This is a genomic window from Chitinophaga agri (genome assembly GCF_010093065.1).
Taxonomy (GTDB): domain Bacteria; phylum Bacteroidota; class Bacteroidia; order Chitinophagales; family Chitinophagaceae; genus Chitinophaga; species Chitinophaga agri.
Genome location: NZ_CP048113.1, coordinates 5,242,717 through 5,265,479, shown reverse-complemented (window position 1 = coordinate 5,265,479; position 22,763 = coordinate 5,242,717). Strand labels below are relative to the sequence as shown.

General features: G+C 44.3%; 14 protein-coding genes. 3 read left to right on the top strand and 11 right to left on the bottom strand.

Features of this window, described 5'->3' with window-relative positions:
* Positions 1-3 precede the first annotated feature (3 nt).
* From GWR21_RS20995 to glf, 4 genes are all read right to left on the bottom strand, one after another.
* Positions 4-1,077 (bottom strand): lipopolysaccharide biosynthesis protein, encoded by a 1,074-nt coding sequence (locus GWR21_RS20995; protein WP_162333642.1) that lies wholly within the window; start codon positions 1,075-1,077, stop codon positions 4-6.
* A gap of 58 nt (positions 1,078-1,135) precedes the next feature.
* On the bottom strand, positions 1,136-3,529 hold the full coding sequence (locus GWR21_RS20990; RefSeq protein ID WP_162333641.1) for an SLBB domain-containing protein: 2,394 nt from the start codon (positions 3,527-3,529) through the stop codon (positions 1,136-1,138).
* A 408-nt stretch (positions 3,530-3,937) separates the two neighbouring features.
* Entirely contained in the window at positions 3,938-4,924 is a 987-nt protein-coding gene (locus GWR21_RS20985) for a hypothetical protein (RefSeq protein WP_162333640.1), read from the bottom strand.
* A 32-nt stretch (positions 4,925-4,956) separates the two neighbouring features.
* Positions 4,957-6,060 carry a UDP-galactopyranose mutase gene (gene glf, locus GWR21_RS20980; protein ID WP_162333639.1) on the bottom strand — a complete coding sequence of 368 codons (1,104 nt, stop codon included), beginning with the start codon at positions 6,058-6,060 and terminating at the stop codon, positions 4,957-4,959.
* 349 nt (positions 6,061-6,409) lie between these two features.
* Here glf and GWR21_RS20975 point away from each other — a divergent pair, with 349 nt between their 5' ends.
* Positions 6,410-6,898, top strand: a complete 489-nt coding sequence (locus tag GWR21_RS20975) for an RNA polymerase sigma factor (RefSeq protein WP_162333638.1) — start codon at positions 6,410-6,412, stop codon at positions 6,896-6,898.
* Here GWR21_RS20975 and GWR21_RS20970 read toward each other — a convergent pair.
* The 6 genes from GWR21_RS20970 to GWR21_RS20945 all read right to left on the bottom strand — a co-directional run bounded on the left by GWR21_RS20970 (position 6,895) and on the right by GWR21_RS20945 (position 16,032).
* Positions 6,895-8,094 carry a sterol desaturase family protein gene (locus GWR21_RS20970; RefSeq protein WP_202929130.1) on the bottom strand — a complete coding sequence of 400 codons (1,200 nt, stop codon included), beginning with the start codon at positions 8,092-8,094 and terminating at the stop codon, positions 6,895-6,897. The two genes, GWR21_RS20975 and GWR21_RS20970, sit on opposite strands and share 4 nt — an antisense overlap.
* A gap of 183 nt (positions 8,095-8,277) precedes the next feature.
* Positions 8,278-9,339, bottom strand: a complete 1,062-nt coding sequence (locus GWR21_RS20965) for an AAA family ATPase (RefSeq protein ID WP_238429924.1) — start codon at positions 9,337-9,339, stop codon at positions 8,278-8,280.
* Between the two features lie 830 nt (positions 9,340-10,169).
* Entirely contained in the window at positions 10,170-10,793 is a 624-nt protein-coding gene (locus GWR21_RS20960) for a DinB family protein (protein ID WP_162333635.1), read from the bottom strand.
* 794 nt (positions 10,794-11,587) lie between these two features.
* Complete coding sequence (locus tag GWR21_RS20955) at positions 11,588-12,670, bottom strand: PA0069 family radical SAM protein (protein ID WP_162333634.1); 1,083 nt, start codon at positions 12,668-12,670, stop codon at positions 11,588-11,590.
* A gap of 50 nt (positions 12,671-12,720) precedes the next feature.
* Positions 12,721-14,502: a MutS-related protein gene (locus tag GWR21_RS20950; protein ID WP_162333633.1), complete on the bottom strand. Its 1,782-nt coding sequence runs from the start codon at positions 14,500-14,502 to the stop codon at positions 12,721-12,723.
* A gap of 96 nt (positions 14,503-14,598) precedes the next feature.
* The gene (locus GWR21_RS20945) at positions 14,599-16,032 is read right to left on the bottom strand and encodes a glycoside hydrolase family 125 protein (RefSeq protein ID WP_162333632.1); all 1,434 of its coding nucleotides are present in this window, start codon (positions 16,030-16,032) and stop codon (positions 14,599-14,601) included.
* A 177-nt stretch (positions 16,033-16,209) separates the two neighbouring features.
* On the opposite strand from GWR21_RS20945, the gene GWR21_RS20940 reads away from it, so the two are divergent.
* Positions 16,210-19,536 (top strand): methylmalonyl-CoA mutase family protein, encoded by a 3,327-nt coding sequence (locus GWR21_RS20940; protein WP_162333631.1) that lies wholly within the window; start codon positions 16,210-16,212, stop codon positions 19,534-19,536.
* Positions 19,537-19,735: 199 nt separating this feature from the next.
* Here GWR21_RS20940 and GWR21_RS20935 read toward each other — a convergent pair whose 3' ends face one another.
* Positions 19,736-19,993: a hypothetical protein gene (locus tag GWR21_RS20935; RefSeq protein WP_162333630.1), complete on the bottom strand. Its 258-nt coding sequence runs from the start codon at positions 19,991-19,993 to the stop codon at positions 19,736-19,738.
* 659 nt (positions 19,994-20,652) lie between these two features.
* Here GWR21_RS20935 and ligA point away from each other — a divergent pair.
* Entirely contained in the window at positions 20,653-22,755 is a 2,103-nt protein-coding gene (ligA, locus tag GWR21_RS20930; protein ID WP_238429922.1) for an NAD-dependent DNA ligase LigA, read from the top strand.
* Positions 22,756-22,763 lie beyond the last annotated feature (8 nt).

Below are 22,763 nucleotides of genomic sequence, written 5' to 3'. Positions count from 1 at the left end.
GCATTAATGTGCCATCATTTCCTGGTATATTCTTCTAAACACCAGGATAAATACAATAAAGAAACCGCCTAACAACCCGCCTATCACCAAACCTTTTAACTTGCCAAACCGCTTTTTCTCAAGTGGCAGAATAGGGGCATCTATCACCTGTACTATCGGCGTTTCCTGCGCCATAGTCAGCTTACTCAGCTCCAGATTCTTGATCACTTCACCGTACATGGTTTGCAGCACAACTTTATCCCTCGCCACCAGCTCTCCGCGAACGTTGGACACCTGCCTTACAGGATTCAGGTTGACGTCCTGAACGGCCGCGAGTGCATAGGTTTTCTTATTCAGCAGATCTTGTAAGGAATCGGCAAGAAATTGTAATTTGTCAACATTTACCTTAGACCTCTTCGTTTTAGTATAGGTATAAAAATCAGCAGCTTCACTTACCAGACGTTCGGTAAAGAGTTTTGAGAAAAGCTCGTTTTCTGTAGTCGCCCGTACTTCAATAAAGCTTTGTTTTTTATCAGGCTTTTTGATTTCCAGTTCTTTTGTGATCAGTCGTGTCTGAATGATATGTAATAAGCTATCCTGTAATAAACTGAACTGCTTACGGTCCTGCCCCAGCGGATAGGTAATTGATCTCAGCACTGTATCTTTCTGTAATTTTTCACCTAATTCTGTATGTTGCAGGTACCAGGTTACGAGATTCATTCTTTTACCATTCACCTCTATTGAACTCAGCAATGCTTTCTCTACAATAAATCTTGAGCGCAGAAAGCCCATGATATTCTCTCCTTCGAAAATACCACTTCCTCCGCCACCCAGGTCTATACCAAACTGGCCTGCCAGACCGGCATAAGCTGCAAGACCTCCGGGTTTAGTATCCTCCACTACAAAAGTTAACGCACCGATATATTTCTGTTTGCTGAATAAAGAAAAAACAAGCCCCAGGCCAGCCCCTAGCAGCCCCATTATGCATATGATCAACCATTTGCTAAGCAGATATTTACACCAGCTAAGTAGTTTCAATACCAGCTCTTTCAAGGATATGTCATCGCTTTTCTTTAAAGCGTCATTCGGTACTTCCATGTAGTTTAGTGCATTAAAAATCTAGGATGCTGACTTTGTCCTTTTATATGGAATCAGCTTATTTGGTCGTGTTAATGATAGTGACAACTACCAGGGCAAGAGATGCCAGTGCACTTGCAAACCCTACCGTAGCCGCAGCTGTCAAACCTTTACGTTCAGGTTTTGTCGGAACATATATTTCTGCTCCTGGCTTCACCTTTGGATACTTATTAAAGAATAAAAGTCTTTTGGTACTTTTTACCTCACCATTGGCGAATACAACATAGCTCCTGCGTTTCAGTGCCTGAGAGGTGAAACCGCCTGCGTTCCTGATGTATGTCCTGAAAGAGACGCTGTTGTCATACCTGACTTTCTTTGGAAAATAGATCTCTCCAAAAAGCTGTACTGTCTGGAGCTTTTTAGGTATTCTGATCACATCGCCCTCTTCAAGATAAAAGTCATATTTTGAACCAGGATGAGCCATTATCTCTTCCAGCTGAATACCGAGCAGCTGTTGATTACGCTGTATTGCTGCACGGGTTTTAGCAGCAGCCAGACTATCTTCTACTGTATTATTGAATATCTCCAGTTTCCTCAACAGGAAAGTACTGTCACTTTCTGTTGAATAGGTTCTTCTCAATAACAATGCACCTTCTGCTGATGCTTCAGGACGCAGTCCTCCCGCTCTTTTAATCACATCGGAAATGCGCTCCCTTTTTGTAGTGATGGTGTAATTACCAGGATAAACAACCTGTCCTTCCAGAGATATATTCAACTGTTGGTTATAAGATGGAGATCTGCGTACTGTTATTTCATCAAATGGTTGCAGGATATAATTGCCCGCAGCATTTCCCGCAAGATCAGCGCTAATGTCAAACTGTTCTGTAATAGACATTCTCACATCTGCTGAATCGTAAGATCCTGATGTACGGATACGACGTGCAATTTCAACATGTTTTAAACTGGCTGCATCCTTCAGGCCTCCTGCCATCAGGATCAGGTCTTCCAGTCTCATACTGTCTCCATAACTAAAATAACCTGGCTGGTTTACCTCTCCCTGTATTTTAACCACATATGGCTCGCGGATGGATAATTTGGAAAATATCACCACACTATCTTCACGTTGCAGTTTCACTGATGTTTTACCCGATACAACATCTGCAACATTAAAGTTGATAAAAGCTGGCGTATAATCGTCCTGTAACCTGCGAATAAGGCCACGCGTAGTGGCGGCTATTTCAAGAATACCATCAGCACGGCCGATCAGATCTTTCACTGTCATGCCATCCTCGAGTGCGTACTCACCCGGATGAAACACCGCTCCTGCTATGGAAACACGATTGGTATAACGGCGGGCTATAGAGTCTATAACGAATTTATCACCTGATCTAACTTTAAAACTAGTCAATGAATCATATGGAATATTTACAAGTTCTCTCGACTTACTGTTAACACGTAAAGCACGAATAACGTCTTTGTAGGAATTATCAGTAAATCCGCCCGCAAATTCTATTACAGTCTGTAAACTTTCATTATTCTTCACATCAAAAATGGCAGGTCTTTTAACCTCACCTTCAAGCTCCACTCTCAGCTTATAAGGAGACACCTTCACAACATCCTGCTCCTGTAATACTATGTTATTTTTGAGGTCTCCATTCAGCAGAAAATCATACAGATCGAAAGTGGCTACCCTTTTGCCATTTCTTATTACATCAATATCTCTGAATGAGCCATTTTCACTGGGACCACCTGATACGTACAATGCATTAGCTACAGTGGCCAGGGATGGTAGTGTATATGTGCCCGGACGCATAATTTCCCCGATGATCGTGATACGAATACTACGAATATTACCAAGTGATACCTGCACAGATGTATTCCCCTCTTTAATGCCTCCATATATGGTGCTCAACTGCTTTGTAATACGGGTGCGAGCTTCCTCCATAGTCAGCCCGTTCACATACACCGGTCCGAGGTAGGGTATCCTGATATATCCCTCAGGAGTTACTTTCAGCGAATGTTGTACTTCAGAATATCCATAAACGTCGATGATCAGTTCATCATCTGCTGCGATCTTATAATTGGCTGGCGTAGGCATACGCAGATTAGGCTCAAAAGTCAGATTCTTGTTACCAAACAGTTCAGAGCCAAATATCCTTTTGCGACGGCGCTCTCTTTCAGAGTCCTGCGGATTCCTGATAGTATCCGCACTGTCATTATATGCCCTGTCTGCACCGTCAGTTATTTTACCTGCATCATTAGTTGTGGGAGATGCTAATTCTGTATCAAGATTGAGTTGATTGATCCTGGCTTTCAGTTTGACAACTTCGGCGTCAGGTATACCTCGCTGTGAAGCATAACCATCTATCTGGGAGTAACTTACATTATTTTGCTTCATCTGAGCTACCAGCTGCCTGATCTGATCATCACTTAAATTATCAACTTTTATCTGGCTCATTTGAGACGGAGACATGCCTGATATTTGCCCGTGAACACATAAAGCGGTACATAACAATAACAGTTGTAGCAGTAATATTTTCTTCCACATGAATTATTCGAGTAACAAATATTAGGATTAATAAATATCAATTCCGTTCCTCCTCAAAGCCCTGGAGCCCAAATACGGAAAATCCGGTGCAAATCTATTAAAAATAACATATAAATATTAACATAGTGGAAACCAACAAAATAATTGCTATATGTAGATTTTACCGCTATTAAATATGTAAGCAGTCTTAGTAGTTTATACTCAAGTACCAATAAGTACGAAAGCCTTTATATATAAATCAAACGCAGGTGCAGCCTATATGTTACAAATACGGCCTTATTAAAGCATAAAAAAAGGATCCCGCCTGGAGATCCTTTTATGTTTTCCCGATTATTATTGTCTGATGAACAATGTCTTTATATCCCTTTCAAAACCTGCTTCCTCCCCATATATCCATTGTCTGTAAGACTCAAAATTCTCAATATGCCTGTTATAATCTGATAAACAAGACTTTATCATGTTAACTATCTTTGGAATATTCTCATCCTTATCCTCAACTTTATATTGTGCTGGTATCGGTACATCCTCCTGAAAAGCAGCAGAACCCCTGGTGCCAGTAATGACACAACATCTGTAAATAGCTGCCTCTCTGGGGAAACGATCCTTGCCTGGGTGCTCTCCAAAGTCAATGTACACCATGGATTCGTTCAACAGCTCTCCTACCTGTACTGGTGTCAGCTTTTGTAACGGTATCCATGTGGCCTCCGGAAGTGCCGCCATAATTTTCTCCGTAAAAGCCAGTCCTTTCAATGGATTATAGAGGATCTGGGGCTTTTTAACAACCCCGTTATTTTCCCTGGACTGCTTTAAAAGGCCTTCACTCAGATAGTCCGAGAGATAATCCGCCTCCATCCCCCATTTCCGGATAAAGTCGATCGCATAGTGTGACTGCGCGAGGTGATAGGTGAACCGACCTTTTATCTGCCCAACCATTATAGCCTTGATAAACAGAGCATTAAGCCCCAATTTCTTCAGATAGCGATAATGCTTAGGCTCTCCTTTGGTCTTAAAAAGGTTATCCACACTCAGCCACCAGGCACATTTACGTATATTTTTAAAATGGCCGGTCCTGAAGAAGTAGATCTCAGGCATGATCAGCACATGCTCTTCCCGATCCTCCAGGGTGGTCACGTATTTACAGTGATATTTCGTGTAGTTGGGATGTACAGGGTTCTCAACGTCCGGTGTGTAGTAGATAACGGCATCATATCCCAGCTTTTCCAGCTTGTACGCCAGCTGATGTAGAAGTTCCGGCCCTCCGGACGCAATATTAGAGGGCGCCATGACATAGATTCTGGTGTTCTTGTAGATCTGGATCATTGAAGTAAATGTTCCGTTATTGGTTGATTCGTTTATTTCAGATGTAATCTCACCGTATGAAGAGCCGACGCGACAACCTGGTGCATATCATAATACCTGTATTCGGCCAGTCTGCCCCCAAAGATCACGTTGGTTTCTTGATCTGCCAGCTCCTTATACTGTTTGTATATCTTCCCATTAATATCATCATTAATAGGATAATACGGCTCCAGCCCTTTTTTCCATTCCTCCGGATACTCCCTGGTAATGACTGTAGACGGCTGCTGGCCAAACTCAAAGTGCTTATGTTCGATGATCCTGGTAAACGGTACTTCACGCTCGGTATAATTCACTACCGCATTCCCCTGATAATTATCTATCTCCAGCTGCTCGTGTTCAAAACGCAGACTCCGGTATTGCAGCATTCCAAAACGGTAATTATAGAACTCGTCCAGCTGACCAGTAAACACAACTGTCTTGGCCAGCGCCGTCAATGCTTCACGTGCAGAAAAGAAATCAATGCCTAATCTTACTTCAATGCCCTCCAGTAGTCTGTCTGTCAACTGGTTATACCCACCAACCGGAATACCCTGGTAGCGGTCATTAAAGTAATTATTATTATACGTAAAGCGTAATGGCAGCCTTTTAATAATGAAAGCGGGCAATTCACTTGCCTTCCGTCCCCACTGCTTTTCTGTATATCCTTTGATCAGTTTCTCATAAATATCTGTCCCTACCAGTGACAAGGCCTGCTCTTCCAGGTTCTGAGGATCATTGATCTGCAATGCGGCTACCTGTTCGGTAATCTTGGCCCTGGCCTCCTGCGGAGTTCTTACCTTCCATAACTGGTGGAAGGTATTCATATTGAACGGAAGGTTATATAGTTCGTCTTTGTAGACCGCCAATGGAGAATTGACGTAGTTATTGAATCCTACAAAGGAATTGACATAATCCCATATAGGCTTGTCATTAGTATGGAAAATATGCGCGCCATACTTATGTACATTAATTCCGTTGACATGCTCACAATAGACATTCCCTCCACTATGCTGACGTCGGTCTATTACCAACACCTTTTTTCCGGCTTTATGGCATTCATGGGCAAATACAGCCCCGAACAATCCACTGCCGACTATCAAAAAATCAAAGTCATTCATTCAAGTACATTTGTCTATGCGGCAGGCCGTCACATTGATTAGTTTCTCATCCATGTAGTTTCTCACACCGGCTTTGGTTGATAATTAATGCAGGCCCGATATATAGTTTTTTAACGCTTAGAATTGGCAGTAATCATTTAATACAACTGGGAAGCAAAGCTATTAAAAATAAGATATAAATGTTACGCCAGTGAAAACCAAATACATTAACCAAATTCCGATTGTATGATAGAAATTTCGCCCTTTTCTCAATCCACGGCCCACCGTTTCTACGTTTGTATCTTATAATTGTCGGCCCCGCCGTCAGCACAACTGTACATCAATCCCAAACTACAACATCCCCAAAACCATGAGTTTTTCCACATTTCAGACTCATTTACTGGAAAATGCAGATTTTCTTAAGCCTGTCGCTATGGCTTTGACCAAAGATCCCGAAGCAGCCAAAGATCTTTACCAGGAAACTTTATACAAAGCATTGAAGAACAAAGACAAATACCTGGAAGGCAGTAATATTCGCGCCTGGCTGTATACTATTATGCGCAATCTATTCATCAATGAATACCGACGTGCCGCCAAGTATTCTTCTGCGTCAGAAATAACGCCCAATATTACCAACAACACACAGGCCGAGGTCAATGCCGAAAACATGCTCAGCACAAAAGAAATAAAGGGAACCCTTTATAAGCTCCCTTTATCTTTTAAGAAACCATTGCTGTTATATTGCGATGGCTTCAAATACCATGAAATAGCTGAAATGCTGCATGAGCCGATGGGTACCATCAAAAGCCGTATACATCTTGCCCGCAAGTTGCTATGCACCACTATGCCCAGGCATTAAGTCCGTGTACCGTATACCAGTCGCAGATACCTTTTTTCCAGACTGGACCTGTACAGAAAAAATGGTAGCTGCACAATAGCCAACACCAGTAGCAGCAGCGGATGTGGCCAGATATAAAACAAGGCGGCAAACGTCACCAGTAAACGGGCATATTCCAGGAAAAATACCCAGCGTCGCTGTTCCAATATGGCGCCGCTATTGATCAGGGTCAGGAAAATGACCAGGGATGTGCATGCCTGTACAAATACAGGTACGTAGTGCTCAAATAACAAGAAGAGGAATAAGACAACCAGTATTACCCCTACCTGCCAGACTACATACTGCTGTAGTTTGCGGGAGCCCTGTTCTATAGGACCTCGGAATAAATAACGCGCTTCCAGCTTCGGACGAATAGCAGGATCTATATTGTCTGGCTTGCCAAATACTACTTTCCAGCGGGCTTTGAATCCCTTTGTTTGTTTTAGTGTGTAGAAGATTTCAAGTATAAAATGAAAATGCTGCCATAGAAAACTATGGGTATCAAGTGGTTTGGTCAGTCCATATTCGGGTTCCTCCTCTTCTGAGACAAATGTGCCGAATAGCATGTCCCATATGATAAACACATCACCATAGTTCTTGTCGAGGTATTTCTCATTGGAAGCATGATGCACGCGGTGATGGGAAGGAGTGACAAAAATATACTCCAGTACACCCAATTTGCCGATTGTCCGGGTATGTATGAAAAATGGATAGATGCCATGTACGAGCTGCACACTGATGATCATTGCCGGAGGAAAGCCCAGAATGGGCAGCACCGACCAGAAACACATCCGGAAGAATGCCTGAAATACAGTAATGCGGGCTGAAACCGTATAGTTAAAATCCTCGCTTTGATGATGTACTACATGCGCCGCCCAAAGCAAGTTCACTTCATGCGCCCACCGGTGGTACCAATACCAGATAAAGTCAGTAAGGATAAGCAGGGCGACCCACAACAGAACGCTGGAGCGGATGTTGAAAATGCCGAAATGCGTATGCAGGTATTCATAAATGAAGTAAAAAATACCTACAGTAAAGGTATCGAGCAGTCTTTCTGCGATACCCACGTTAATGTTGCTGACGGAGCTACTAAAGCCGAAATAGTTTTTTCCTGTTTTCCTTGCCACCAGATACTCAATTCCCATCAATCCAAGGAATAGCGGAACGGCCCATGCCATGTGATTTAGATGCACGCGAATAATGTTTCGAATTACGGGTTTTCTCTATTGTCTGGTGGCCAACGGAGCGAAATCAAAACAATATTACAATATTTCCGAGAATTAGTCTACCAATTTTATAGACAATAAAGCACCAATTACAAATGCGCACCGGAGCACACATCTGCAATTGGTATCAGGTATTTAGAGTCTGGCGCGGAAGCCGATTGGGATTTCCTTTTTCTCAAAGGAAGGTTCATGCTGGTTCATCACTTCAGCAATGGTCATTGGCTGGGACACAACGGTCTCAAAGCCTTGTTTTGCAGAGAGTTGCTGCGCTTTGTTCACCGACAGCTTACCAAACTCATATTTGGCGATCAGCCTGCCCTTACGTAATAGCGCACTATCTATCTGGGAAAGATCACTGTTAAAAGTACAGATCACCTGCACATTCATACAGTCAGCCAGCAAACCATCAGACAGGTTCAGCAGGTTCGAGACAGAGGAATTCCCGGTTGTCTTCCTGTCCATGATAATGTTCTCTGCATCCTCTATGACCAGTATGGTATTCGGATTATCAATCAACAGATCGATAAAATCCGGTTGCATCAGGTTAGCCGCTACCGAAGGTGACAGGAACAGGACACGCTTCTTCAGCCTGCCGATCAGGTAGCGCAGGTAAGTGGTCTTTCCGGTTCCTGGTACGCCGTGTAACAGCACGATCCCTTTATCATCATTGGTATTCAGGCGTTTGTAGATCAACTGATCAATAGCCCGAAAATCATCTTCGTAGTAGACAGAGAGGTCGAGCTTAGTCCGCTTAAACTCCATCGCTTTCAGGGTCAGTCCACGTTCGCCGGAAGTGATCAGATTGATCTCAAACTTTTTTCTTTTCTCCCGGGTACGGTATTTTTTTACGAGACTGGTGACTTCATTCACAAAGGCGGTTGATTTCCCGTTGTGCAGGATTTCGCAGTAATCGTCCCCGAACTCTATGATTGTTTCATTGTTCAGTACGATCAGTGCAATATCATGCTTGTATTCTCTGTCTTTGTCGCCGATCTCTTCTCTGGTGTATATCTTCACTATATCCTTTTCATAGGCCTTTTTAAATGCGGCCAGGGATTTCTCTCCGTTTATAGTGTATACAAAACTTACATTAGGTATGGCATTAAAATAATACAGATAGAAAGGTCTGCTCTCCAGCAATCCATTCCCGAAAATATTATCTCCTCCGATCACCCGCTGCTGTAAAATATTATCCATGCTGTTCAAATAAGTCTGCAAATGTACATGTTTCAATGGGTTATCATATACCGGAACGCTCCTGGCGCCCGGTATTGACAACGATGAGGGGGTTAATGCAAATGAAGATGAAACAAAATATCTTAATTGTGAATAATCGTAAATTTTAAGCGGGGCAGGATTACCCCGCTTTACGTTAACTAATTGTACCTACTCAATCCAAAATGTCATAAAAAAACCCGGTCAGCTGATGGCAGACCGGGTTATATAACTATCACGTATATACTACGTCATAGCATACCTGGTCCATGTAGCATTGATAACATCAGTGCTATGCTCCATTCCGCAGAATGTCCGTGGCTTTTATGTCTTTTTATCCGTTCGCCTTTCATCCAGTTTTGCTGAAAAGAAAAAGCCCCGGGCGCTTGTCCCGGGGCTTGTTATATGTACGAATTAATCTCCTTTACATAAAACTATTACATGCCCGGAACTCGTTGCCACGACCCTCCGCGAAGGATACTGGCGCTGTGTTCATTTGAATGTGTTTATTGAGCATGTTTTAAATAGTTTAGTCGTTAATGATAGTGCAAATATAGAAATAATATTTTGACTTTAACAATTTTTTTGCACTTTTTTTCCTATCAGCGACAGATAAATTAGGAATCAAGAATTAGGAATTAAGTATAATTTCCTTTCTCTCCGACAACAGGCCTGTCTCTATAAGCTCTTTGCCGTCATCTCATTTATTTATACTCATAATACAGATGTCTGGCAAATTCTTAATTCTTAATTCCTAATGCTTAATTGCCACAGGGTATCCAAATCAACAGATAAAAAGTGGTCGACCTTAGTTATATTAATAACATGCTTGCTGCTTCTTCATCAGCAGCATTCATGATATTTTGAGTGGCTCCTTCTGCTACCGTACCAGCATATTCGCTTTCAAGGCGCTGCATCTGGCGGATGTGACGCTCAATATGCTTTGTAAGGAAATAGATATACTGGTAGATATCCAGTTTACCAAGATGGTTCACTGACATATTTGTTAACACCAGCATTCCCTCTCCGTTTTTCAGTAAACTGAGATTATACATACACTGTGCAAACTGTTGTTTCAGCAGCGTTCTGATATCTCTCATATCCTGCAAGCCACTTGGCTCCAGATGTTCAGATCTTACCCATTGGAAGGAACGGTCACTTATCACATCGATCTTATCAAACTTCTCCATGTAATCTGCCGGTATAATAATGGAATTAGCGGCAGCTTTCCGGTCCAGCGCCCTTCGGGTGCTTTTATTAATAATAAGCAACAGAAAATAGTTGGTCAGGCTGATATGCTCCAGCACTTCCCGGATATTCCACTGGTCTGTATCCGGTTTAAAGTGTAACAGGTCGAAGTCTTTTTCGAACCAGGTATCTAACTCCCTGAAGTTGGTAAGCAATGCCTCTCTTACTGATTGAATTACGTTTCTCATGATCTCTCAATTTGGGGTTATGCACCTGACCAGCTCCACTTTCTGTATGGCTATGGCACATAACAGCATTTATAAAATAAAAATAAAAAACCCGGCTCCATCAAATGGGCCGGGTAGCATATACATAATCAGTATGTCGCTATATACCACGCCCATTAAGCCTCCCTAAGGAGAAGCCTTCCTTTCGTACAATGATCGCAGGCTTTACCTGACGATACGTATACATTACAGTTATCACACAGTTGTCTTGCTCAGTCATTGTTTAGATGCTTCTAAAGCAAAAGGTCCCGCAATTCCTGCAGGACCTTTGTTATATCATTTGATAACTTAATCTTCGTTAACAATTGGTGCAACATGTCCGCAAACCATTTCTGACCTGCTTTTGCTTACAGGAGGCCGCCGAAATAGTATGTTTTAGATTGCGTTTCATTTCATTTATTGCTTGCACAAAGGTATTTTTTATTTTTTTTATTTCCGCATTTTCCCTAATAAACTTTTTCTATATCCTCATCAATTTTTTGTTAACAGGCATGTATACCTTGAATGAGTATGCGTATCAATACTTTATATGCTTTGTGCTTTGTCAGCGTTTTTGCAGACGGGTAAAATAACCTTGGCAGCTCTAATAACACCAGCCACTCAACTTGTCCTGATAGGCTAATAGATCAAACGCTCACTGGTATTTACACCTGCTTTCTGTCTCCATTCTATGAAAGAACTGCCGTCACGGCAAACGAGGCACCGACCTTTATATGTTCTCCGGTCTTTGCCTATCGCATTTGTCACCAGTTATATTAAAACAACTTCAATTGCACCTGCGGACGCTCAAACAACGACGTGTTAAACTCAAACCGCTCCTGATTGAGCCCGAGTTTTTTCGTGTGTACCCTGAACTGCTGCCTGATAAGGTCTGCAATATTGCCCTCTCCCCTCATCCTGCGACCAAAGTCACTATCGTTCACATTACCTCCATGCATACTCTCTATAAGATGCCAGACCTTATCGGCCCTGTCAGGAAAGTTCTTATATAACCAGTCATTGAAAATGATCTTCACCGCATCGTTCAGCCGAACGACCGTATACCCTGCAAACTTCGCACCATTTGCCGCCGCTGCTTCCAGTAAAGCCGGCATCTCGTGATCGTTCAATCCAGGTATCATCGGAGCGGTCATTACCCCTACCGGAATACCCAGCTCACTCAGCTCCTTCACTATTTTCAAACGCTGCGCTGCTGTAGTGGTACGGGGCTCCATCTTCTGACGCAGGTCTTCCTGCATCGTCGTCAGCGAAACATATACACATACCAGGTCATGGCGCGCCAGCTGCTGCAGGATATACTTATCCCTTAGTACCAGCGAGTTCTTTGTAATAATCCCGACGGGTTGTTTATATTCCAGTGCAATGGCCAGCAGCTGGCGGGTAAGAAACATTTTTCGCTCCAGTGGCTGGTAGCAATCCGTATTGCCGGACAAGGATATCGGCTTCGGTACCCAGTTCTTATTATCGAGGAACTTCTTTAATAACTCAGGCGCATTCCGCTTCACCACAATCTTTCGCTCAAAATCCAGTCCCGCACTCATCCCCCAGAACTGATGAGCATTACGTGCATAACAATATATACAGCCATGCTCACATCCCTGGTAAGGGTTCATTGAATACCACATCCCTACATCCGGGCTATCCACCTTATTGACCAGCGTCTTTGCATGTTCCTCCAGGATCTGGGTAGGCACATCCGCCTGCCACCACTCATCAATGCCCTCAGAATGCTCCTGCACATACTCATTCCTGAGAAATTTGTTCTTAGGATTCAATTGGGCTCCACGTCCTTTATAGTAGGGATTTTCAGGTATCCCCTCCTGAAATGGCAAGGTCATACAGCTAATATTTTTAGTAAAATTACTAAATTAGTTAGCTATTTCCCAAATCATATTATTTCCATCTTCTGCATCAGGAACGTCGCATTCTTATTACGCGCCACCCCTTCCCTGATACGATAATCAAAGAACAGCTGGTCATCCTTGATAGTGCTTTCAAAACAGTAATTGCGGATACGCTGCGGATAAGTGTCCTCCAGATGTCCCAGCTCCAGGTCATGGGTAGCGATCATTCCCAGGCAGTGATATTGCAGGAAATGCTCGATCAGACGACGGGAACCAGATAATTTATCTTCTGAATTGGTGCCTTTCAGGATCTCATCCAGCAGGATAAATACCCGTGTCCCCCCTTTCAGTACTTCCACTATTTGCTGCAGCCTTAACAACTCTGCCTGGAAATAAGAGGTATGCTTCGCAATGGAATCCTTGATACGCATCGAGGTCATTATCTGCATAGGGCTGCAGCTGAAGCTTTCTGCACATACCGGCATTCCGCACATCGCCAGCAGCAGATTACTACCTACGCTACGAAGGAAGGTGCTCTTGCCGCTCATATTCGATCCTGTAATGATCAGGAACTGCTGCGGATCACCAATACTGATTCCATTCCGGATACACTCCGACGCCGGAATCAATGGATGCCCCACACCGGTTGCAATCAATCTGGAGCTTTCCCCCGTCACCTCCGGATAGATATATTCAGGATGATTATATGCAAATGTGGCCATACTGTTCCACACTTCCATACGGGCAATCACATCCAGCCAGCCTTTGACATCATCTTTGTGCTGCGCCTTCCATTTCTCTATGGCAAAGGCACAATGCAGATCGTATAATAAAAATGAATTCAATACCACACCTACCAGCAGGTTCAGACGCTGGTCCAGTGCATTACAGATCCTGGCCAGCTGGTGTAAAGCGGTATTCGCGGCTTTTGCCTGTTCCTGCTTCTCTTTCAGCAATACTGCCTTACCGGCATCTTCTGCACTGATCAGCTGCAATAACAGGGCAAACTTGCCAAACGTCTTCTCCTTATTGGATATCAGCTGATGCTGGGCATTCACTTTCTTCACATGCATACCCAGGATCAGCCAGTTCACACACAGGAAAAATGTAAAAAGGTAATACTCGTTAGTTATGAAATAAAACACGGCGCCTCCAGCTAGCAGGGCTGGCATCAGCCAGCGCGCAATATTCAGCCAGCGCTTATTAATAAACTCCAGCGGCAGGGATAACCATTTGTACAATCCGGCTACATCTTCTGACTGCTCTCCCGTCAGTGACGCATGTGCTGTGATCAGCTGCCTGAATTTCACCCGGGGCGCAAGTTCCCGTATCACGTCCTGATGCAACCTGATCTCCACTTCCTCTTTCAATGGTAACTTCAGCGCATCTGCCAGTGCTACACCTCCCATCAGCGTGCCTGTGCGGTTGATATGTGTATATAGCGAAGCATGCCCAAATACATCCAGATCTCCTGTAAAAGGATGCTGCTCATCCGAAAAACGTACGCCATCGTCAAAACCCGACTGTCCTGTACCGCCCAGCTGCCATTCTTTCTCATTCAGGTTGAGCAGGGCTTTCAGCAATGTCTGCTTCTCCTGTAATGAGAGATAACGCACCAACGTCACAACAAACCCTGCCAGCATAACCAATGCGGCAACCAGCCAGCTAAGGTCGAAATGCATGCTGAAAAACTTGTACCCGCAAAATAATGCCAGGGCAAAGAAAGCCAGTCTAGTCCAGCCAAGGATACTCAATGTGCGTTGCAGTTGGGAAATAGCTCCTTTATAATCATATATCTGTTGTTCGTATGTAGCCAGGGGAGACATGGGTGTCCGGATTAGTTTTAAATAGTCCCAAAAATACACATCCTTCGTATCACTACGAAGGATGCATATCTTGAAAGACTTTATTGTGAGTAATTATTAAGCGTATTGTCTTTTCAGCAGCTGAGGATGTTCCTGGCTCACTTTCATTACCAGCTCACCAAACAGGGTGTTCGCCCAGGCAAACCATTTACGGGTATACTTGGTCGGATCATCTTTGTGGTAAGACTCATGGATAAAGCCGGTTTCACCATCCGTATTACGCAGCGTTCTCAGACATTCCGCAATCTCTTCCGGATTGTGGCTGGTCAGCGCCTTCATAATAATACTCATTGGCCAGATGTAGTCAGGGCCGGTGTGCGGGCTACCTACACCATCACCATATTTACCTTTATAGAACCAGGCATGGAACGTACTCCATACAAAGTGACGGGAGTTCTGGTACAACGGATCATCCACTGTTGTATAGCCCAGGTATGGTATTGACAATAGACTTGGCACGTTGGTATCGTCCAGGAACAGACGGTTACCGAAGCCATCCACTTCCAGCGGATACATATGCCCCAGCTGCGGATGCTCAACGATCGCGTATGCCTTGATCGCTCTGTCTACCTCATCCGCCAGTTCAATACACTCTTTGGCAAAGGCTGCATCTTTGAATACGGACTCACTGATCTCGCTCAGCTGACGCAGAGATACTACGGCAAACATGTTAGAAGGGATCAGGAAAGGGAATACAGTCGCATCATCAGAAGGACGGAACAGTGATACGATCAGTCCTACCGGCTGCATTGGTGCCCCCCAGCCACCGTTAGGTGCCGTATCTGACTGGATAGGCGTCTTACGCTGGAACTTGTAAGGCCCCTTACCCTCTTTACGCTGCTGCTCCTTGAAGGTTTTCACGATCAGTTTAGCCGCTTTTTTATAGGTATCATCCAGCACACTGGTATCTCCACTCACTTTCCAGTAGTTATATGCCAAACGCACGGTATAACACAGAGAATCTATTTCCCACTTACGCTCGTGCAGCTCAGGTTTCATTTCAGTCAGATCTGACTCCCACTCACTTCCAGTCGGCCCTTCGTTAAAGGCATTCGCATACGGATCGATCAATATACATTTAGTCTGCCTGTTCACCACACCGGCAATCAGTTGCTTCAGCTTGTCGTCTTCTTTTATCAGAGACAGATAAGGCCATACCTGTGCAGTGGAGTCACGGAGCCACATTGCATGGATATCTCCGGTCAGTACAAATGTATCCGGACGACCATTCTCCACTTTAAACTGTACGGTAGTATCCAGGGTGTTCGGAAAACAGTTCTCAAACATCCAGGCCAGTTTCGGGTCAGCGATCTCCTTCTTGATCGAAGCAATCGCTTTTTCCACTGCCTGACTGGTAAATTTACGTTGTGCCAGCGGCGGACGTTGGGAAGTATATCCCAACGGATTACTGAATACCGCTTTAGGGAAACCCAGCGCCACTGCGCCTGCCAGCAAACTGCTGTTCCTGATAAAATCTCTTCTTGCCACCATTTCTGATATAGATTTTCTATTACGGATTGCATTTGTTTCTACGACCTGCAACTCATAAACGTGAATAATGGGGGTGAAAATAAAAAAATACGGCAATATTCCACAGTTACGATTTTCGTAAATTACAGATTTAACGGCTCCACGTTGCCGGAACCACGTTCAAACACCAGAACAAATATGACCGAGAATCTATCAAACAAGATCCGTATCGTTACGGCAGCGTCGCTTTTTGACGGGCATGATGCGGCCATTAATATCATGCGACGCATTATGCAATCCAAAGGGGCAGAAGTCATCCACCTGGGACATAACCGCTCCGCAGCTGAAATTGTAGACTGCGCTATTCAGGAAGATGCCCAGGGCATTGCCATCACATCCTACCAGGGAGGGCATCTCGAATTTTTCAAGTACATGTATGACCTGCTCCGTGAAAAAGGGTGTGGCCATATCAAAATATTCGGCGGAGGTGGAGGTACCATCCTCCCTTCCGAAATAGAGGAATTACACCAATACGGTATCACCCGTCTCTACTCCCCCGATGATGGGCGCCAAATGGGCCTGGAAGGCATGATCGAGGATGTGATCAGACAATGTGATTTTACCACTACCCATGGTCTGAACGGTCACCTGCAGGAATTACCTTCCCGCAATGACAAACTGATCGCACAGGCTATCACCATAGCCGAAAATGATAAACTACAGGGGCCGCTGCCTGCCGGCACAAAAGGAGCAGGGGTCGTACTGGGCATTACAGGTACAGGCGGTGCGGGTAAAAGCAGTGTAACAGATGAACTGGTCCGCCGCTTCCTGCACAGCTTTGAGGATAAAACCATTGCTGTCGTTTCTGTAGATCCTTCCAAGAAAAAGACCGGAGGTGCTTTACTGGGAGACCGCATCCGGATGAACGCCATCCACCATCCGCGTGCGTACATGCGATCTCTCGCTACCCGCGAAAGCGATAAGGCTGTCAGCGCGCATGTACAGGAAGCGATCGACATCTGCAAAAGTGCCGGCTTCCACCTCATCATCCTGGAAACCTCCGGTATCGGACAAAGTGATACCGCTATTACTGATCACTGTGATATTTCCCTGTATGTGATGACGCCGGAATACGGCGCAGCTTCACAACTGGAAAAGATCAATATGCTGGACTATGCGGATGTCATCGCTATCAACAAGTTTGATAAAGCAGGCGCACTCGATGCGCTGCACGACGTACGCAAACAATACAAACGCAATCATAGCCTCTGGACAGCCACTGATGACGAACTACCTGTCATCGGCACTATCGCTTCACAGTTCAATGATCATGGCATTAACCAGCTGTTTGAAAAACTACTGGCGGTGATTGAAACAAAAACACAGGTCCGTTTCGGAGACGTTACGCATGAAACACCTGACAGTACTACCACAAAATCACAGATCATACCACCTTCCCGCACCCGCTATCTTGCTGAGATCAATGAGAGCATCCGGGATTATGGTAAATGGGTGGATGAACAATGCCATATCGCATCAAGACTGTACCAGTTAAAGGGTGTACTTACACTCCTGAATGACAACCAACAGCCTGCCCTGGAGGATATCACAAGCCAGCTTCGCGCTCAGCTGCATCCTGAATGCTGGCAGTTGCTGGACAAATGGCAGACGCTTAAAAAACAATACCGTGCTGAGTTCTACGAATACAAGGTACGGGACAAAGTGATCAAGCTACCGCTTTACAGTGAGAGCCTTTCACAATCTTCCATTCCTAAGATCAGCTTGCCCAGATACAATGACTGGGGTGATATACTCCGGTGGCAGCTCACCGAGAATGTGCCAGGTGAATTTCCTTACGCGGCGGGCGTTTTCCCACTGAAACGCGAAGGAGAAGACCCTACCCGCATGTTTGCAGGAGAAGGTGGTCCTGAACGCACCAATAAACGTTTCCATTATGTTTCCATTGACCAGCCGGCAAAGCGTCTCAGCACTGCATTCGACAGTGTCACCCTCTACGGAGAAGACCCCGCACACCGGCCGGACATCTATGGTAAAGTGGGCAACTCCGGTGTGAGCATCGCTACTGTGGATGATGCCAAAAAGCTATACAGTGGCTTCGACCTCTGTGACCCGAAGACATCTGTATCCATGACCATCAACGGGCCCGCCCCGATATTGCTGGCCTTCTTCATGAATGCAGCTATTGATCAGCAATGTGAAAAATACATTACAGCAAACGGGTTGACGGATAAAGTAAATGCTATTATCAAACAGAAATTCGGGGATCATCCACTGCCTCATTATAACGGGGCATTACCAGCGGGCAATAACGGCCTCGGTTTGCAGCTACTAGGCATTTCCGGCGATGAAGTATTGGAAAAGGATGTTTACGAAAAGATAAAGGCGCATGCTTTATCCACGGCGCGCGGCACAGTGCAGGCGGACATTCTGAAAGAAGATCAGGCACAAAATACCTGCATCTTTTCTACTGAGTTTGCATTGAAATTAATGGGTGATGTACAGGAATATTTTATCAGCAGTAAGGTGCGTAATTTTTATTCTGTCAGTATCTCAGGCTATCATATTGCAGAAGCAGGGGCGAACCCCATTACACAGCTGGCCTTTACACTGGCCAATGGTTTCACCTATGTGGAATACTATCTGAGTCGTGGCATGCATATAGATGATTTTGCACCTAACCTTTCCTTCTTCTTCAGCAATGGAATGGACCCTGAATATGCAGTGATCGGGCGTGTGGCACGCAGAATATGGGCGAAGGCCATCAAGTACAAGTACAAAGGGAACGACCGTTCCCAGAAACTGAAATATCATATCCAGACTTCCGGCCGCAGCCTGCATGCACAGGAAATTGATTTCAACGATATACGTACTACACTGCAGGCGCTATACGCTATTTACGACAACTGTAATTCTCTGCATACAAATGCCTATGATGAAGCGATCACCACGCCTACCGAAGAAAGTGTGCGCAGAGCGATGGCGATACAGCTCATCATTAACCGCGAACTGGGTACTGCGAAGAATGAGAACCCTACACAGGGATCCTTCTTCATTGAAGACCTGACGGACCTGGTGGAAGAAGCGGTGATGGCGGAATTCCAGCGATTAACAGAAAGAGGCGGCGTACTGGGAGCTATGGAGCGGATGTACCAACGCAATAAGATACAGGAAGAAAGCCTTCACTACGAATCACTAAAACACACCGGTCAATATCCCATCGTTGGAGTTAATACCTTCCTGAATAAAAAAGGCTCTCCTACTATCATTCCAGAAGAAGTGATCCGTTCTACGCAGGAAGAAAAAGAATTTCAGATCAACACACTAGCCGCATTCCATCAACGGCATGCGGCGAAAAGCGAAGCCGCTTTACAACAGTTGCAACAGGTAGCTACCAGCAATGGCAATCTATTTGAAGCACTGATGGAAACAGTCAAGCACTGCTCACTGGGCCAGATCACCCATGCACTATATGAGGTAGGTGGCCAGTACAGGAGAAATATGTAATACCTATATTATCATGCGGAAAAAATGTTTTCCAGCATGTTGTGAAAGCAGAAGACCAATAATCAGCTTCAGGGTATGTTTGAGGTAAGTTTGAGGTGGCTTTCTCCTACGTTTTAAAACGTAAGAGAATGCCACCTCAAACTTACCTCAAACTTAGGTCAAACATACCCTTGTTCAACCAGCCAGGTGTTGAAGACATCTACCATGACAACGCCTTGTGACGCGATATCAACTCTTCGTGACGCGAAATCAACAGCTGGTTTACCTTTTGCAGGATCGCTTTGAAATACTCGCTAATTCCATTATCAACCGTAGCCAAGGGCAATTCCAGTGAAAGCGGAGAGGTCCATTCTGTCACACTGATTGCTATGATCACAGAGAGGCATTCGGGTTTATCATATACAGTTGACGTCCCTATCCAGGCACCCCATGCGCCTGGCAACAAGTGATATGACAAACATGTAACTGTTATTTCGAAATGTTTCTTTTGATAGCAGCTTAATCGCGACTAACACCCCCTATAAACAAAATGCCCCTGCATAAAAAATTTATGCAGGGGAAGAAAATCTCAACGAGTAAAAATCACATCGAGATTTCATTGACGTGGAATTAGATAATATTTTACGTGGAATTTATAAACGTGGAACTTATAAAAGCTAATATTCTAACATGGAATTACATAAAAGCATTAACGTAGAATCATAAAAGCATTAACGTAGAACTATAAAAGCATTAACATGGAAATTTATAAAAGCGTTGTTTTAACGTAACATGGAAATATTATAAAAGCAATATGTTTGAATATCTATATTTCTTCGTTCTTTTGAATTTCTGCGTAGCGGGTCTTCAAATTGGCTATTGCTACCTCAGAAATCCAGACTTAAATTTTGGCCTTTCAGATACTTTCGTTTCGTTACACAATCTTAATTAAATTTTTGTTAATAAAAAACATTTTTAACATCTTTTTTTAAAAAATAATAAGTGTAAAAAGTACAAAATTTTATACGAATCAGCCATAGCAGCGGATTTAAACGATTTTAACCATAACTTTCAAAGTATTTGTATTTTACGTTCAGATAGTGTTTTTATATGTATACGAAAGAAATAGAAATCACTTTGCTTCAATTAGCAAAGGACCTGTTACGAAAATTGCAGCAAAAAGAAAGCATTCAGGACCTGGATGGTACCCTGGAAGGCTTACGCCGGGTTATTATTTATAATGACTGGCGTTACTATGTGCAAAGTGACCCCGTTTTAAGTGATTACGAATATGATCAGTTGTTTGCCTGGTTGAAAGAACTGGAAACTGCCAATCCTGACAAAATAAGCGCGGACTCCCCCACTCAGCGTGTAGCACAGGGAAATGGTAAAAATTTCCCAACGGTACAACATCTGGTACCTATGCTAAGTCTGGAGAACTCCTATAATGCAGAAGATCTTAATGACTGGGACCGTAAGAACCGCGAACAAAGCAAACTGGAAGAGATTGAATACTGTATAGAACCGAAATTTGATGGCGCCAGTATTTCATTAATATTTGAGAACGATATACTCTCACGCGGTGCCACCCGCGGCGATGGTGTGTCTGGTGAAGAGATTACGAGGAACATCTACCAGATCAGTTCCGTGCCTAAGAAAGCCGACTTTAGTAAATATGGCATTCAGTCAATAGAGATCAGAGGAGAAGTGCTGATCAATAAAGACACCTTTAAAAAACAGAACGAACAACGCGTAGCAGAAAACTTACAGCCACTGGCCAATCCCCGTAATGCGGCTTCCGGCTCCTTGCGCATGGTTGATCCCCGGGAAGTAGCCAAACGTGGACTGGACGCATTCCTTTATCACATGAGCTATCACGTGATGGAACCCGGTAAAACAGAACCGAAAGAGATCACAACACATAGTAATACATTACAACTATTTGCCGACCTCGGTTTCCGGTCTCCTGCAAAGGAAATGAAAGTCGTGAAAGGTATACAGGCAGTTATTGATTACGTACTAGAATTCGAGAAAGAAAGAGATAATCTTCCTTACGAAATTGACGGTATGGTGATCAAGGTGAATGACTACGAACTGCAGGACAGACTGGGCATGACCACGCATCACCCACGCTGGGCGATGGCGTATAAGTTCAAAGCCAGACAGGCCACCAGTAAACTCCGTAAAGTAGAGTTCCAGGTAGGCCGTACCGGCTCTGTTACCCCGGTAGCGAAAATTGATCCTGTACCTATCGGTGGTGTTACGGTTGGTTCCATCTCACTGTTCAATGAAGATGTAGTGAGAGAAAAAGACCTGAAGATCGGTGATACCGTGTTGGTGGAAAGAGCAGGTGATGTGATTCCCTACATCGTAAAATCCCTGGCCGACATGCGTGATGGCAGCGAAGAGGACATTAAATTCCCGACGCACTGCCCTGTATGTAATGATCCATTATTCAAGCCTGAGGGTGAAAGTGTATGGCGTTGTGTCAATCTTAACTGTGAGGCACAGGTAGTGGAAAGAATGATCCATTTTGTCAGCAAAGACGCCATGGACATCCGTAGTCTGGGTGAAAGCAACGTAAAAAAATTCTATGCCCTCGGACTGATGAAAGACATTCCGGGTATTTATAAAATAGACTTTGCGAAACTGGAACAGCTGGAAGGATTTGGTAAAAAGTCGCTCACCAATCTGCAAAGTGCCATTGAGCAATCAAAGACACAGCCCTTACACAGACTGATATTCGGTCTGGGCGTACGTTATGTAGGAGAAACAACCGCTAAAACACTTGCCAACGCATGTAATCACCTGCTGGACTTCAAGGGCTGGACAGAGGAGCAGCTACTTGCACTGGAGGACATCGGACCGAAGGTAGCGGGTAGTATCAGTCAGTTCTTTCAGTTACATGATAATATCCAGATGCTCGAAGAGCTGGAATCACTGGGTTTGAACCTGAAAAGCAATAAAGCAGATCATTCATCAGGTGGTAGTCTGAACGGGTTGAACTTCCTCTTCACCGGTACCTTAAACAAGCTGAAGCGCAGTGATGCGGAGGAGATGGTAGAACAGCAGGGAGGCAAGATACTGAGTGGTGTAAGTAGTAAGTTGAACTTCCTGATCGTTGGTGATGATGCCGGCAGCAAATTGGAAAAAGCAAAAAAAATCAACACTATCAGGATACTGAGTGAAGATGAATTTTTGCAGTTGATAGCATCACAGACACCGGTTAGCGAATCATAAAGCAGACG

What these genes read in the sequence shown, in the direction of transcription:
- GWR21_RS20995 (WP_162333642.1), bottom strand. Translation starts at nt 1,077, where the DNA reads ATGGAAGTACCGAATGACGCTTTAAAGAAAAGCGATGACATATCCTTG.
- GWR21_RS20990 (WP_162333641.1), bottom strand. Translation starts at nt 3,529, where the DNA reads ATGTCTCCGTCTCAAATGAGCCAGATAAAAGTTGATAATTTAAGTGAT.
- GWR21_RS20985 (WP_162333640.1), bottom strand. Translation starts at nt 4,924, where the DNA reads ATGATCCAGATCTACAAGAACACCAGAATCTATGTCATGGCGCCCTCT.
- glf (WP_162333639.1), bottom strand. Translation starts at nt 6,060, where the DNA reads ATGAATGACTTTGATTTTTTGATAGTCGGCAGTGGATTGTTCGGGGCT.
- GWR21_RS20975 (WP_162333638.1), top strand. Translation starts at nt 6,410, where the DNA reads ATGAGTTTTTCCACATTTCAGACTCATTTACTGGAAAATGCAGATTTT.
- GWR21_RS20970 (WP_202929130.1), bottom strand. Translation starts at nt 8,094, where the DNA reads ATGGCATGGGCCGTTCCGCTATTCCTTGGATTGATGGGAATTGAGTAT.
- GWR21_RS20965 (WP_238429924.1), bottom strand. Translation starts at nt 9,339, where the DNA reads ATGGATAATATTTTACAGCAGCGGGTGATCGGAGGAGATAATATTTTC.
- GWR21_RS20960 (WP_162333635.1), bottom strand. Translation starts at nt 10,793, where the DNA reads ATGAGAAACGTAATTCAATCAGTAAGAGAGGCATTGCTTACCAACTTC.
- GWR21_RS20955 (WP_162333634.1), bottom strand. Translation starts at nt 12,670, where the DNA reads ATGACCTTGCCATTTCAGGAGGGGATACCTGAAAATCCCTACTATAAA.
- GWR21_RS20950 (WP_162333633.1), bottom strand. Translation starts at nt 14,502, where the DNA reads ATGTCTCCCCTGGCTACATACGAACAACAGATATATGATTATAAAGGA.
- GWR21_RS20945 (WP_162333632.1), bottom strand. Translation starts at nt 16,032, where the DNA reads ATGGTGGCAAGAAGAGATTTTATCAGGAACAGCAGTTTGCTGGCAGGC.
- GWR21_RS20940 (WP_162333631.1), top strand. Translation starts at nt 16,210, where the DNA reads ATGACCGAGAATCTATCAAACAAGATCCGTATCGTTACGGCAGCGTCG.